This window comes from Petrocella atlantisensis, from assembly GCF_900538275.1.
In the GTDB taxonomy this organism is placed as follows: Bacteria; Bacillota; Clostridia; order Lachnospirales; family Vallitaleaceae; genus Petrocella; species Petrocella atlantisensis.
Genome location: NZ_LR130778.1, coordinates 965,939 through 980,385 on the forward strand (window position 1 = coordinate 965,939; position 14,447 = coordinate 980,385).

Sequence of the window (14,447 nt, forward strand, 5' to 3'; positions counted from 1 at the left end):
TTAATATAATTGATCGACAGCCAATATGGTTTCTACACCTGTTGTACTTGTACTTGTCGCTACAACCGTCAACAAATGGTTTCTATTGACTTTAAAAACAACTTTTACTTTTTCTTCACCTTTTGGCGCTTTTGGTATCCCTTTTAGTGTGGTGGCACCCAGTCTTTTCATGCCTTTTTCTGTTACAAATTTTAGTCGTTTTCCACTATCAACTGAGGTATCTTCATAAACAACTATGGCCATACCGGTAATATCGTCGTGATTTGTATATAGCAACTCATCGCCTTCAATCTCAAGACCTTCCTCTGGAATGGGCATATTGGCTTCAATAATCTCCATAAAGCGACGTCCGGCAATTTCTAATCCCAAGGGATGAACCGTCTTTTCAAACACTTTGGGTCCTTTGATGGATGGTAACATAATCATATTACAATAGTAAGCAGCACCTTGTGAAATACTAAGAGCAGGACTTATCATTGCTTTATAAGGCTCTTTCTCGAATTTGTTTCTAATCTGATCTATGACTTCAACGATAGCTGAACTGCCTCCAACAAGGAATACCTCATCTACTTCACTAGGCATAAGTCCGGCCGCTTCTAGACACCCATCTACACATGCCATTGTTCTAGCAACCAAATCTTTAACAGAAAACCCTTGCATTTGTTTAAAGTCTTCTAAGCTTTCATCTAACATATGTTTTCTTTTATGGTTATAATAGGCCTCACGACTGATTTCAAGACTTATATTTATCATCTCAGGTTCTTGTAATAAGGGTGCTAATACTATTTTTGTGGATGTTGTTTTAGATAGCTGTTCCTTTGCATGATTGGCAACTTGTTTCATACGGACCAAAGCCATTTTCTTTTGTTGATTGGATACGCCGTCATCTTTTGACAGGTCAAACAAATCAATATTATGTCCGGTTGTCTCTAGAAAAGCATCATAAACCATATCCATCATCAAACGATCTAAATCATCCCCACCTAAATGGTTATCTCCGTGAGTACTCGTAATTGATATCTCTGGTTCTTCATCTTGTATGGCCTTCAAATTCAGCAGACACGCATCAAAAGTGCCGCCTCCAAAATCATAAACTAAGACATGACTGTTCTTTGTAGCTATTTGCGCATAACTAATAGCAGCAGCGGCAGGTTCAAGTCTTAAGAAAATACTTTCCTCCATGAAGCCCGCAATCATCGCTGCGTAGCGCATCTTGTTTTTTTGCTTGTCTGTAGAATTGGCCGGCACCGTAATGACACACCCACTAAATTCTCCACTGACATGCTTTTCTTCATGAATATAGTCATTTGCTTTAATCTTAATGAAACTCAATATCTGAGCGACAATATCCTCAGGCTTGAAATCATAAGTCGTCTCTTCAATAACCACTTGGATCGGTTGGTCTTTTCCCAATAGTCTTTTTACAGATAGAATCGTACTTTCCGGATATATAATGGCTGATTCTTTTGCTTGGATACCAAATATGCTATTGAGTTTTCCGGGTACTTCCATATCCATTTCAAATTGTACTGCAGTTGGAAATATGAGCTGACCATCGATGGGTATTGTATAAACACTGCCTGCATCATAATCGTAGACACTTACCACAGTGTTGGTTGTTCCAAAGTCAATACCTAAGAATAATCCTTTTTCAAATTCTAATTTTAACGTCCCCATTTTTATCCCTCACAATATTTCCATCGTATCTCTGATGGTTTTTCTAAGCTCTATATGATGCCTCATGATTTTATCCAGACTGTCATCATCTTTCATCATTTGACTCATCTTTATTGTATTGATTACATCAAACCCATTCCATTCGTTTTGTGGTTCAAGGAATTTTAATTGGACAAACTGATGACTCTCCGTTATATCACTTTCCCCGTCTTTAGACGACTCCACAAAGTAATAATCCACATGGTCCATATAAAAAGTAACGATATAACCTATAAAAAGACCAAAGGCCACATGCTTCATTTTAAGCATGTGGTATGTCTCTTGTCCATCCGCTCTATAGTACATAAACACATCCATCTTGGATCTACAATTATATGAAAAAAAAGTACCTTTTCTAAACCGACTTGTTTCCAAGTATGGGATAGCTAAGTTGGCAAACCACGGAAATATTATACCATTCTTTACAGCATTTTTGACAAGATTATTGGAAATTACCTCGTTTTTTTTACCATAGTGATCATAGAGCTTGAGTAAGGCTAATCCTATCGGAAAGGAATGTCTACATTTGTAGATATCTTCTTCATACACTTCAATGAGCCTATGGGTGCCATATGTTTCTTCTATCAAAATACGTGCAGCATAATATCGGTCCATAGCTTCGTACACGACTTGATCATCAAACTTCTCTCGATACATCAAATAAGCTTCATAAATACGTTCATGCTCAAGTCTCGTTATAACACCTTTATAAAGAACACGTTCCATATAGTTTTTTGATGGAACCCCCATGGTTAACATTTGGCTTAGCAAATCCAGCATAGGCCCAAGGCAATCTTCAAATGTTTCTGCCATGGTCTCAAGTATTATAGGATGCTGGATGTTCAACTTGTTCATTCTATAGGCTAAACCATGGGCATAATCACTTTTTTTCTCGCGAAGTCGCTTTAATAACCCAATTAATATTTGTCCATCGTCTCGATGAAGGAGCCGGTTATGCTCTAGCATCATAAGCTCTGTAAAACGCTCTTGGTTAAGTAATACATTTACGTATATTTTATAGTGTACATCTGAAATCAATGTAAATATTGTCTTTAAACCCAGTTGCTGTTCAAGCCATTTAAAATCCAAGCCATCAATTCCGCGTTCCAGTAAGTCTTTAATGATTGTTTTATCCAAGAGCACCAATTGCTTCAGACCTTTGTTTACAATTAATGCTTTTAGCTCCACCCATTGTTGTTTTTCTAAAAGGTATTCTATTTCTTTTAATACAAGCACACGCTCGTCTTCATTCATATCCTCATGAATACATGTAGGTAAAAAATCATAATACAGTCGCCTATACATACCATAATAGCTTTCATTTGGACGTGATTTTTCACCATATTGTTTTAGACAATATGCCATTTCATCATGCGTTAGATTCTGATAGACGGACATCAAAGTCAAATTCTCCACTTCAATATTTAGACGATTAGAATAAGCCGATTTAACATAATAGGTCATTAAATCCTTAATGAAAATATTAGCTTTTAATACTGCAGCATAGATTGCATAGGCTTCTGAATCCATTCTTTTTTCACGAATCAGGATTGTACACAGCAATTTTTGCAGATTTATAGAAAACCGCATTGTGTATAATTTATAGCACAAATTGCTGTCTAATATTTCCGTCTGAAGAACTTGATAATATCTGTTCTCAATTAGATCAATCCATTTATCCGACAACATGTTTTTATTGAGCGCCCATCTGAGCAGGGATCTATAGAACTTTGATGGTCCTAGTGGAATCATCGGTTTTCGATTAAGAAGTACCGTTGCTTCAGCGTAAAGAAAGGGGCTTCTTATACCCTCAAGATATAGCTTTTCAAAATCATGAAAAGTAAGTTGTGTAGGACTTAATAGATGCATACGAAACATTTGCTTCATTGGTGTCATGGGCCAATGCTTTATGATTTCAGTCACATCATCGCCTTTTATCCAACTATAGAGGGTAGAGATTAACTCACTATGGTTTTTAGGGTCAATGTCCTGATAGTATTGCCTATATTTTGATAGTTCTAGGAGCTGATTGTTGACTTCATCCACATCATCTAATTCCATAAATAACATGATATAAAAAAACCTAAGGTTAATATCCGTTAAATGATAGGCTATAGCACGTTTAAGGACCACAATCGTTTTATTTAGAAGATGTCGTTCCTGTTTCAAAAGATAAGAGGTGTATAGCTTATGAATCTCAATTAAAGATTGCCTGAATTCTGCATCAGATGTTATTTTTGCTTCAACATAAAGATCCATAAACTTAGTAAAGGTTAAGGTGCATTCAACCTCTTCATAGCCTTGTTCTGTATGTATTTCCAGTACGATACTTTTCTCAATAACCGGCAAATATCTATTGTAATACCCATACCTTAGTCTGGAAAATACGGAAGTTTTTAATTTGACATCCATATAACCCATTTCTTCAACTGTAATAAAAGGATTTTCAACAACTAAATCTTTATCCCTCGAACTATTTTTAACGGTTATGGGGTAAATTTCATGATTATAAATAAGAATTCTAGCTTTTTCCTGACAGTTATAAGACTTCTTACTCATGACAATCTGATAAGCTTTTTTTTGAGAGCGTGAATGTGCTATAGATATTTTTTCAACCGGTTCTATGTTTTGATCCGGGTATGTTGGTACTTGATTGATTTGTCCTTTAATTATGATTTTCTTTTCTCCACCTTGATACGTGAATAAGATAAATCCTTCAATTGCTTCGCCAATCTCATAGTCATTGGCATCCACTTCATAGGCTAAATCCGTTTTATTCCCTTCAACCCTTTGGTTTTCAATACGTACGCCTTTTCCATCTGCCTTTACATGAGCAAAAAAATAACCTTCGCCTATGTTTTCCATAAAAATCTTGCCACAATATTTTTTACCTTCTTGAACAATTATATTTATTTGATCAATAGAGAAAACCGGTCTTGGTAACAGCAATTCATAGTCTGCCTCAATGTATTCTTCAAAATCACAATCCATTATAAAAATCTCCTTGGTTTTGCTCTTACAATATATCCATGATGGGTGTTTTAAGGTATACTTATTATATCATTCCTCAAGGTTCCAAACAACGCATAGAGACGAATAGATTCTCTTGCAAACTTTTTATAACTGTGTATAATTAATCTCATCATCTCATGAGCAAATATAAGGAGGTTATCTCCATGGCTAATATTTTACAACATTTTCATGGTAGCGATTTAGAAAAAATTGCTGCTCACTATCATTTAATACCCTCTAACATTATTAATTTCAGTGGTAATGTGAACCCTCTTGGACTCTCAAACACCATACAGGAAGAGCTAGCAAGACAAATTCACCTAATTGCCGCCTACCCTGACCGAGACTACTTAAACCTCAGAAAAACTTTAGGGAAATATATTGGTGCTCCTTATGAAGATATTCTCGTTGGCAACGGCTCTACTGAACTCATTTCTTTATTTATTAAAGTACTTCATCCTCAGAATGCCCTAATTATTGGTCCAACTTATTCTGAGTATGAAAGAGAGATATTTATCAATGATGGAAAATCCAGATACTTTCCTCTACTTGAAGAAGATGACTTTAAAATTAATATTGAAAATCTAAAGCTACATTTATCCGAACAAACAGATTTATTGGTTATCTGTAACCCAAATAATCCCACATCGACGTCCATCATGAAAAGAGAAATGAGAGAAATTCTGGATTTCTGTCTGGAACAAGATGTTGATGTTGTTATTGATGAAACCTATGTGGAATTTGCTGAGGATGTTCATGATGTCTCGGCCGTATCGTTGACACCTTTTTATCAAAACCTTTTTATTATTCGAGGTGTATCTAAGTTCTATGCTGCTCCAGGATTAAGACTTGGTTATGGTATCAGTGGTAACAAAGCCCTTATTCATAAAATTAATGATCTAAAAAATCCCTGGACCATCAACTCCTTAGCTGCCTATGCGGGAGAACTTATGGTTCAAGACCTTGCTTATATCGATAAAAGTAGACGTCTCATCTCAACAGAGCGTCAACGTATCCTAAGTATTCTAAGTGATTGGACAACGGTCAAAGTTTATCCAGCAACGGCTAACTTTATATTAGTAAAGCTCTTAACACCCCACAACAGTTTCGATGTTTTCGAAAAGCTCATCCGGAAAAATCTCATGATACGCGATGCTTCGAGTTTTCCATTCTTATCCAATAAATTCTTAAGGTTTTGTATCTTATGTAAAGAAGATAATGATCTTCTACTGGATGAACTCTACCGTATTCTTCAAGATCACACTACAACAATAGGTTAAAAGGTCAAATAAAAACGGACACTCTTCTCATAAAGAGTGTCCGTTTTTATTCATATATTTTAATAACCTGTTCCTTTGGTTTTTTCATGTTTGACAATTGCGATACCGGCGGATGCACCTATACGTTCTGCACCGGCTTCAATCATCTTCATAGCTTGCTCATAATCTCGAATACCACCGGATGCCTTCACTTTACCTGCATTGCCAATGGTCTGTTTCATCAACGTAACATCTTCAACCGTTGCGCCACCTGTGCTAAAACCGGTACTTGTCTTAACAAAATCTGCACCTGCTGCCATCGACAACTCACAAGCTTTTACAATTTCATCTGATGACAATAGACAGGTTTCAAAAATCACCTTAACGAGGGCACCTTCTGCAGCTGTTACGACTGCTTTAATGTCTCTTTCAACCAGCTCATAATCTTGATCCTTTAAGGCACCAATATTAATCACCATGTCAATCTCATCTGATCCATTTTCAACGGCTTTCTTCGTTTCATATGCTTTCACCTCCGGTAAAACAGCTCCGAGGGGAAATCCTACTACTGTACAGGTTTTAACATCGCTGTCTTTTAATGCTTCACTGACAAACTTTGTATGGGCTACATTCACACAAACAGATGCAAAACCATATTCTTTTGCTTCATTACATATTTTTTCAACTTCATCTCGGCTTGCATCCGGCTTTAATATGGTGTGGTCAATGTATTTCGCTAGATTCATGGTTGTCCTCCTTTATTAATCATAATATCTTTACTCCAGTCTAAGCCTATAATATACAAGTGTCAATGCAACAACACATTGTTATGTCATGACATAGTGTCATATCTTGCGGCTGTCATATGCCCAGTGTAAAAGGGCTTGTCTTTGCTTCTTTCTACAGGTCAAATCTAAGGGTAGACAATTTTTCTTTATAGCACCTATGTGACGCCTCATGGCTTTCCATCGCTTAATCTGTCTTAGGTCCTCTTCTGGTAAACGTCTACCATAATAATATCTACAATACCATTGAAACCAGCCCCTAGGGTCACCCGGATATATCCAGCCTTTATCTTGCCATGCCTGTAAAGGTAGGGAGGCATCTACTTCGAAATAATTCAGATGGATGTCTTTCTTCTCTGGTGACAGTTTTGCACCTTCAAACCATGACTTTGGAAATTCCGCCATGCAATCTGTCATATACTTACCACCAAAGACACCAAGTGCCAGCATCTCCTTGGGTGTCAACTCCGGCTCAAACATTTCATGAAAGTTTTGACCTATTTCTTCAGTAAGATCATAATAACCTTCTTGCATTTTGTCTTTGAAATAAATACGCTGATATGCCATCATTGACCTCCTTTTACCATACTCATCTAGAAAATAACTTTCATTTTTCTAAAGTAGCATAATGTTGTTATCTCCACATAATTTGATCATTTCGTCCGGCCATATGGAGGATTGAACTTCTCCAATGTGTGCTTTACGTAAAAAATACATACACAACCTTGACTGACCTATACCACCACCCATGGTGTATGGCAGTTCGCCATTAAGCAGTGCTTGGTGGAAAGGGTATTTCCTTCGATCTTCACAACCGGATAATTCAAGTTGACGGTTAAGGGCTTCTTCATCCACTCTAATACCCATGGAGGACAATTCAAATGCACGTTCCAACAAAGGGTACCAAAACAGGATGTCACCGTTTAAAGTCCAATCATCATAGTCCGGAGCTCTTCCGTCATGTCGTTCTCCGGAGTTCAGTGCTTGACCAATTTGCATTAAGAAAACAGCCTTCTTTTCTTTGGTAATCCTGTCTTCTCTTTCCTTAGGTGTTAAATCTGGGTATAGGTCTTCCAGTTCCTGAGTCGTCATAAAGGTTATTCCTTCCGGCAAAAAAACATCAATACTGGGATAATGCCGTGTAATCAGCGCCTCTGTGTCTTTAAATATTTTATAAATGTTGTTAACTGTATCTCTTAGGGTTGTCTCATTTCGATCCTCTTTGTGGATGATTTTTTCCCAGTCCCATTGATCCACATAGATGGAGTGTAAATTATCCGTTTCCTCATCTCTGCGTATGGCATTCATATCAGTGTATAAACCTTCGTTTACTTCAAACCTATAACGCTTCAAAGCCATTCTCTTCCACTTTGCCAGAGAATGTACAATCTCAACTTCTTTGTCTCCAATAGCCTTTACCTCAAAGGACACCGGCCGTTCCACCCCATTTAAGTTATCATTCATACCCGTTTCCGGTCTAACAAATAAGGGTGCAGAAACTCTTGATAGTTTAAGTTGTCTTGCTAAGTCCCTTTCAAAAAAATCTTTAATAAGTTTGATGGCTTTTTCTGTTTCCTTAATATCCAGATCTGTTTTATACCCATTGGGTATTATTAGATTTTCCATGGTCTGCTCCATACGATGATCCACCTTTTCTTGTCCAAATTCTGATTTTATCCTATTTACTATATTATCGAATCCTAAGTTTATTAGCAAGCTTTTACAAAAAAAACAAGCATACAATTCACATACGCTTGCCTTAATCATACTATATCTTATAAACACTTAAATCTTCACTAAATCCTGCCGTTATCCCCTTAAACGTACTAATATTCCCACTTAGATTATGAATCTGCTCAGTATAATTGGTGACATTCGCACTTACCTGTTGTGCTGATGCAGAGTTTTCTTCTGCAATGGCTGCTAATGACTCCATGTTTGTAAATACCTTGGCAATTGCTTCTGTTTCACTCTCTAGTTTCTTTGATGTTTCAACCATTTTATTCGCCACTTCTTGTATGGTTTCTTTAGCCGCCCCTGAAGCACTGACCGCATATGATAATTTTTCATTCTCGTCTTCCAGACTTGAATATTGATGATCGACATCTGTAACCATCTGACCAATCTCACTAACAAAATCCCCAAGCCTACTGTTAATCTTACCAACAGCATCATTGGTTGCTTCTGATAACTTACGCACCTCATCAGCTACAACTGCAAAACCTTTTCCTGCTTCACCGGCTCTTGCAGCCTCAATAGATGCATTAAGGGCTAATAAATTCGTCTGTTGTGATATAGCAGATACCAAAGATACGATATTGGTGATACCTTGAGCATTATCTTTTAATTTTAAGCCATTTTCTTTCACTTTTTCAAAATGCTTTAGTATAATCTGAATCTCATGAGCTGTTTTTTCAACGTTATCAAAGCTATCTTCTATCTTCTTAACGGAAACCTCCAACTCATCTTTATTCTCATTTTCTTCATGGGCGATGCGCTTAACTTCATTAATATTATCATTCAGCATATAGATTGAACTTTCAGTTTCTTCAGCTTGACTGGAAGCTGCATAGGCAAGTTGCTCTACCACATCACCAATCTCATCTGAGGTAAAAGCCATGTTTTTTGAAATGTCGTCCATGGTTTTGCTAAAAATAGACATCTCATCAACAATACCGTTATAGCCCTGGAAATCAATTTTCAAACTATCTTTATAGGTTTCAATCTGGTTTAATAAATCTTCGTATTGATCCTTAGAAGATACGATATATTTTTTACTGTATGTTTTTTGCTGCATCTCTGAAAGACTATTATTTAATAATTTTAAAGGTTTATTCAACCATTTTGCATTTATGAAAGAAGCCAGACCAGATAAAAAGGTAAAACCGATAACACCACTAAGTCCAATGATATCAGGTACAACAATGGATAAAATCATCCCAAAAACAGCCACTGTCAACATCGTCGCAAGACTAATCTTTAAAGATATGTCTTTAATGAATCCCAGTGAAAATAATCGGTTTAAAGTATAATTGCGAATCACTTCAACTGGGTATTCAAATTCTATTTCCAAAGTAAGCTCGGTCTCACTTCGCTCTATCTCAACCATTGTGAAGTTTTCCTTGAAATAGGATTTGACACCTTCCATAAGACCTAGAAAATAATCAAACATACCTCTTTTTGAGCTGTATTTAAACTGTACTTTATTGGTGCCAATTACGGTCATATCAAGAGCAGGTGGCTTTGCACCTGAGAATCTTTTCATAACAATAACATGCAAGTCGTTCATTGAATTCAGAAATTGATAAGCATTTTCTCTTCTAAAAAATCCCGGATAATCCGTCTTGAAAGTAACTAAATTATCCGTACCAATAAGACGCCATAATTTTTTATCATCCATATTCCCTGCTGAAGCTATATTCGAGATCAAACCAAACACCTGACGATCTTCCACATCTTCAAGAGGAGAAAAAACTCGGTTAGGGTCCATATTCGACTTTATCAAAGCACCTTCAATTAAATCTTCACCCAGCATTTTTTTACAGGTTTTTAACCACGTGGATACAACAGTACCTTTCATATCTATCACCTCTCAGAGAAACTTAGTTATGACTCTTTAACAACACTCCTATAATAGCATTGTTCTGTCAATTTCTCAAGAAGTATTATCAACCGATATTAAATAGTTGCTATTTTGACGCAACTGTTTTACTATGAATTAAAGAAAGGAGTTGTTGTACAGATGAAAGAAATCGTATTTGCAGGCGGTTGTTTTTGGGGTGTTGAAGCCTATTTCAAACTTATCGATGGTGTTGTGACATCTACTGTAGGTTATGCTAACGGTCATAAAGAAAACCCAACCTATGAGGAAGTTTGCTCAAAGAAGACCGGTCATTCAGAAGCTTGTTACTTAACCTATGATGAAGACAAAATAAGCCTTGCTGAATTACTCAAAGCTTATTGGGCTATTGTTGATCCAACGGTATTGAATCGTCAAGGGCCTGATGTAGGCGAACAATACAGGACCGGTATCTATTTTACTGATCAAGAGGACCTAGAAATCATTAATACATCCAAACTCGAAGAGCAAAAAAAATATTCTGCGCCGATTGTAACTGAAATTCAGCCCCTTACAAAGTTTTGGGACGCAGAAGCTTATCATCAAGACTATTTGGAAAAGAATCCTTATGGTTATTGCCATATACCCTTAGATGAGATTCGTAAAAAGATGAACAAGTCCTGATGAAAAGAAAAAAAGCAACCAAAGATATCAATATCTTTAGTTGCCTAAATCTTACCTTATAGATCGTCTCATAAACATGAGGCGATTTTTTATACTACTTCCACTGGTGTATTATCTTTTATCTTAAATAAGATGATACCAGGTGCTATAATGGCAAATACAATTGAAAGTATAAGGTATAATGTTGCACTTTCCGCTGCATACATCTTATAAAGCTTGAACATACACATAAAGGAGAGTACCATATACGCCAGACTAATCAAAGTGCCGATTAATGGAATAGCGCCTAATACGACTGTTGCAGCAAATCCGATTAATAAAATCATTTCTGCTTTTTCATATTTGTTGGCACCAAATTCTATGGTTCTAATAAGCTTACCAATGATGTAGATGTTACCGACAGGCACCCATGCTAACCAGGGATTTTCAATGCCTTGGTTCTGTGCCATTTTCATAAGACCTATTGCCATCAATACATAATTGGCAATACCAATCAATAAAAATAAGAACATAAAACCGCCAAATAATGCTAAAATTGCGCCTCCGTCATTGTACATATCATTTCTCCCTTTTCTCTCTGTTACTCTACTCTATTATTGTTAGTTTCATAAAATACTATAATTATATTTTATTATTATAAGTATTATTTGTCAATGCAAACCTTATTTACAACGAATCCTTAACAAATGATTCAAAATGCCTACCTCGTGATTCGAAATTCTTATAGACGCCGTAGGAGGCAGCCGCAGGTGACAGTAAACATATGCTATCCCTAACCGTGATCCTCTTCCCGGTAATGACCGCTTCTTCCATATCTTTGGCCAAAAATAGTCGTTCCTGATGTTCTAACCTGTTATATAAATGGTGGCCTGTCGTTGGTAATAAGATAACTTTCAACGACTTATGGTCATTGATATAATCCACCAAACACCCATAATCTACCCCTCTGTCCATACCGCCTATTATAACCGAGTCCACTTTTTGAAGGGCATTAATAGCTGCAATGGTAGCTTGAGGTATGGTTGAAATGGAATCATTATAGAAGTCCACACCATTTACATTTGCAACAAAAGCTAACCTATGAGGTAGTCCGGGGAACGTCTCAATAACCTTTTCTCGTTTTTCTGATTGGTTATAACCTAATAATAAAGTTATATATACAGCTACACCGATATTGATTAGGTTATGGTCACCCATGATATGTCTTTTCAAACTCTGATCTAAGTGCAGAGTATCAAAATCACCTACCAAATCTATGCCGCTTGGGGTCACGATTAAGCCTCTTTTTACTGAATCATCCTTTGTAATGGGAATAAGCTTGCCTTTATGCCCACTCAGTCTTTTAGGGATTTCCTTATCCAAAGCACTATAAATCAGGGTATCTTCTTCACTTTGATACCTACCTATGTTCATCTTGGCTTCTGCATAATGATCATAAGACGCATAGTGGTCCAAATGCTCTTGGAATATATTAAGTACAATACCATACTTAGGTGATACACTCACCGTTTCCAGTTGATGTGAGGAGAGTTCATAGACAAAAAAAGTGGAGGGATCTTTTTGGGGAATATAGTCAAAAGGCGGTTTTCCGATGTTGCCAATCAACTCAACATCCAAGCCCTCAGTTTTAAGAAGCTCATAAATAAGTGTAGATACCGTACTTTTGCCTTTCGTTCCGGTGATACCTACCATATGATCTTTGTAGACCTTAATAAACTCATTACTCTGTGACGTTATTTTATTAGGTTCTATAAAACCTTTTAAATGCATAAGAGGAATACCCGGACTTTTAAAAACCATATCTACATCTTGGTCAAATTCCAAATAACGTTTTTTGGGATAGAAATAGGTCGATATATCTATGTCTATAAGTAGGTCATCGGGTTTGTCTATGTTCTGATCCATGACCTGAATAAGGCATTTGTCACTTACGGATCTGATGAACCGATAAGTTGACATACCCTCTTGTCCAAAGCCTAGAATCACAATCTTTTTATTGTCAAATTGACTTTTCCAATAATCTATCATAACTTATCCTCAAGCAGTCCCAAATAGTGATCCGGTATATCATTTTCTTCTTCAAACCGGCTTGGTGAATGGATCGTGTTAAGGGGTATAATTTGTTCAAAAGCTTTAACCAGACTTGGTTTTGGTTTGTTCTTTTCTTCCAGTTCTTCTATAATGCGCTTCACGGACCAACGAATCTCATCAATGGTCCCCACACATTCAAAAGGTTTAACCTCTTTGACGCCGATCAGTTCAAGAAATATAGGTTCCAAGTCCATGTTATCCAACAGATTATACCCGAAAATACGAATCAATGCCTCTTCTGACATATAGGGTGCTAGAATCGTATAGACAAAAAGGCATTTGGAGCAGTGACCACACCAGCTGTTATCTTTTTTACCTCGGTTACAGCTTCTAAAAACCTCATGATAAGCCTCGTGTTTTGCAAATCTTTCTGCTATATCTATTTCATACAGGGGTCTGAGTAAACTAAAATAGTGAATGTCTCGAATCAAATATCGATTCACGTAATCATTAAAATCCTTTTCAAATTCATAGCTCTTAGAATACTGGTGGTTAAAGCTGGCACCAAGGACCGTTGATTCATTGGCGCTACGTTCATTGGATAAGGGTATATACCGTTTGCCGACTAAGGCAGCTCCTAGTATCGCTATGAAACCTAATATGGCTGAAAAAGGCACATGTCCGTTAAGAAAGCCTTCATCATTCATTTTTAGTATTTTTTTATCAATATAGCGTTTGGCCAAAAGATAATTTTTATACCCGGCTACATGAATACAATCAATCGCTGCTTGAGGTGGGCTCATGACAAAACACAGGTTATCCTCTTTCATGCCTTTAAGAAGTTCCAAGGTCACCACGGAATCCTTCCCACCACCAACCGGAATTAGATTCCCGGACAAATCCAAATCAATCTCTTCAAAAATATTTGGCCATTTATGGTCACAAGTAAAATGGACCAAATTAGATTCGGTCACTTCTTCTGACATCCCATTTAGGTAAATTAGTTCTCCTAGTCCGTGATAGAATAATTTTTTCCACCATTTATTCTGCTCAACATCAATGGTACCACATGCAATTACATAGGATTTGGGACATACACTCTTATAGTAATTAATCCCCTCAATCAAACCAATGGAGAATATGAGGGCATCTAATCTATTTAACCCCTCAAGGTTCAGTTGCGCATCCAGCTCGTGGATCAATTCATAACTGACACGATGAAAAAAAGTTATAGGGGATTGGTTGTCACCCTCTAACCTATATTGATAATTCAGCATCAACTTCTCATCTATGGTTTCCACCTGATAACTTTCATATATAAATCGATCATATTCTGCTGATAATCTATGGTATTGCTCTAAGCTCATAATAATCCCTCCGATATCCACCACGGCCCTTTAG

11 protein-coding genes are annotated in these 14,447 nt (G+C 36.8%); 2 read left to right on the top strand and 9 right to left on the bottom strand.

What is annotated here, in order from left to right; genetic code table 11:
• Nucleotides 1-1,677 (bottom strand): Hsp70 family protein, encoded by a 1,677-nt coding sequence (locus tag PATL70BA_RS04555; protein WP_125136275.1) that lies wholly within the window; start codon nucleotides 1,675-1,677, stop codon nucleotides 1-3.
• A 9-nt stretch (nucleotides 1,678-1,686) separates the two neighbouring features.
• A complete protein-coding gene (locus PATL70BA_RS04560; RefSeq protein ID WP_125136276.1) occupies nucleotides 1,687-4,707 on the bottom strand; it encodes a DUF5717 family protein in 3,021 nt (1,006 codons plus the stop codon).
• Between the two features lie 185 nt (nucleotides 4,708-4,892).
• Here PATL70BA_RS04560 and PATL70BA_RS04565 point away from each other — a divergent pair, with 185 nt between their 5' ends.
• Nucleotides 4,893-6,008: a pyridoxal phosphate-dependent aminotransferase gene (locus PATL70BA_RS04565; protein ID WP_125136277.1), complete on the top strand. Its 1,116-nt coding sequence runs from the start codon at nucleotides 4,893-4,895 to the stop codon at nucleotides 6,006-6,008.
• A 59-nt stretch (nucleotides 6,009-6,067) separates the two neighbouring features.
• Here PATL70BA_RS04565 and deoC read toward each other — a convergent pair whose 3' ends face one another.
• The 4 genes from deoC to PATL70BA_RS04585 form a co-directional block, all read right to left on the bottom strand.
• Nucleotides 6,068-6,733 carry a deoxyribose-phosphate aldolase gene (deoC, locus tag PATL70BA_RS04570; RefSeq protein ID WP_125136278.1) on the bottom strand — a complete coding sequence of 222 codons (666 nt, stop codon included), beginning with the start codon at nucleotides 6,731-6,733 and terminating at the stop codon, nucleotides 6,068-6,070.
• 99 nt (nucleotides 6,734-6,832) lie between these two features.
• Nucleotides 6,833-7,342: a hypothetical protein gene (locus tag PATL70BA_RS04575; RefSeq protein WP_197715786.1), complete on the bottom strand. Its 510-nt coding sequence runs from the start codon at nucleotides 7,340-7,342 to the stop codon at nucleotides 6,833-6,835.
• A gap of 45 nt (nucleotides 7,343-7,387) precedes the next feature.
• Nucleotides 7,388-8,398: an aspartate--ammonia ligase gene (gene asnA / locus PATL70BA_RS04580; protein ID WP_334295027.1), complete on the bottom strand. Its 1,011-nt coding sequence runs from the start codon at nucleotides 8,396-8,398 to the stop codon at nucleotides 7,388-7,390.
• 142 nt (nucleotides 8,399-8,540) lie between these two features.
• Nucleotides 8,541-10,352: a methyl-accepting chemotaxis protein gene (locus PATL70BA_RS04585; RefSeq protein ID WP_125136280.1), complete on the bottom strand. Its 1,812-nt coding sequence runs from the start codon at nucleotides 10,350-10,352 to the stop codon at nucleotides 8,541-8,543.
• A 162-nt stretch (nucleotides 10,353-10,514) separates the two neighbouring features.
• Between PATL70BA_RS04585 and msrA the strand changes: the two genes are divergently transcribed.
• A complete protein-coding gene (gene msrA, locus PATL70BA_RS04590) occupies nucleotides 10,515-11,015 on the top strand; it encodes a peptide-methionine (S)-S-oxide reductase MsrA (RefSeq protein ID WP_125136281.1) in 501 nt (166 codons plus the stop codon).
• A gap of 89 nt (nucleotides 11,016-11,104) precedes the next feature.
• Here msrA and PATL70BA_RS04595 read toward each other — a convergent pair whose 3' ends face one another.
• From PATL70BA_RS04595 to PATL70BA_RS04605, 3 genes are all read right to left on the bottom strand, one after another.
• On the bottom strand, nucleotides 11,105-11,572 hold the full coding sequence (locus PATL70BA_RS04595) for a hypothetical protein (RefSeq protein WP_125136282.1): 468 nt from the start codon (nucleotides 11,570-11,572) through the stop codon (nucleotides 11,105-11,107).
• Between the two features lie 109 nt (nucleotides 11,573-11,681).
• The gene (gene murD / locus PATL70BA_RS04600; protein WP_125136283.1) at nucleotides 11,682-13,043 is read right to left on the bottom strand and encodes a UDP-N-acetylmuramoyl-L-alanine--D-glutamate ligase; all 1,362 of its coding nucleotides are present in this window, start codon (nucleotides 13,041-13,043) and stop codon (nucleotides 11,682-11,684) included.
• Nucleotides 13,040-14,413, bottom strand: coding sequence for a hypothetical protein (locus PATL70BA_RS04605; RefSeq protein WP_125136284.1), 1,374 nt, complete (start codon nucleotides 14,411-14,413; stop codon nucleotides 13,040-13,042). Before PATL70BA_RS04605 ends, murD begins: the two co-directional genes overlap by 4 nt.
• Nucleotides 14,414-14,447 lie beyond the last annotated feature (34 nt).

Coding starts and splice junctions, on each gene's coding strand:
- PATL70BA_RS04555 (WP_125136275.1), bottom strand. CDS start 1,677: ATGGGGACGTTAAAATTAGAATTTGAAAAAGGATTATTCTTAGGTATT.
- PATL70BA_RS04560 (WP_125136276.1), bottom strand. CDS start 4,707: ATGGATTGTGATTTTGAAGAATACATTGAGGCAGACTATGAATTGCTG.
- PATL70BA_RS04565 (WP_125136277.1), top strand. CDS start 4,893: ATGGCTAATATTTTACAACATTTTCATGGTAGCGATTTAGAAAAAATT.
- deoC (WP_125136278.1), bottom strand. CDS start 6,733: ATGAATCTAGCGAAATACATTGACCACACCATATTAAAGCCGGATGCA.
- PATL70BA_RS04575 (WP_197715786.1), bottom strand. CDS start 7,342: ATGATGGCATATCAGCGTATTTATTTCAAAGACAAAATGCAAGAAGGT.
- asnA (WP_334295027.1), bottom strand. CDS start 8,398: ATGGAAAATCTAATAATACCCAATGGGTATAAAACAGATCTGGATATT.
- PATL70BA_RS04585 (WP_125136280.1), bottom strand. CDS start 10,352: ATGAAAGGTACTGTTGTATCCACGTGGTTAAAAACCTGTAAAAAAATG.
- msrA (WP_125136281.1), top strand. CDS start 10,515: ATGAAAGAAATCGTATTTGCAGGCGGTTGTTTTTGGGGTGTTGAAGCC.
- PATL70BA_RS04595 (WP_125136282.1), bottom strand. CDS start 11,572: ATGTACAATGACGGAGGCGCAATTTTAGCATTATTTGGCGGTTTTATG.
- murD (WP_125136283.1), bottom strand. CDS start 13,043: ATGATAGATTATTGGAAAAGTCAATTTGACAATAAAAAGATTGTGATT.
- PATL70BA_RS04605 (WP_125136284.1), bottom strand. CDS start 14,413: ATGAGCTTAGAGCAATACCATAGATTATCAGCAGAATATGATCGATTT.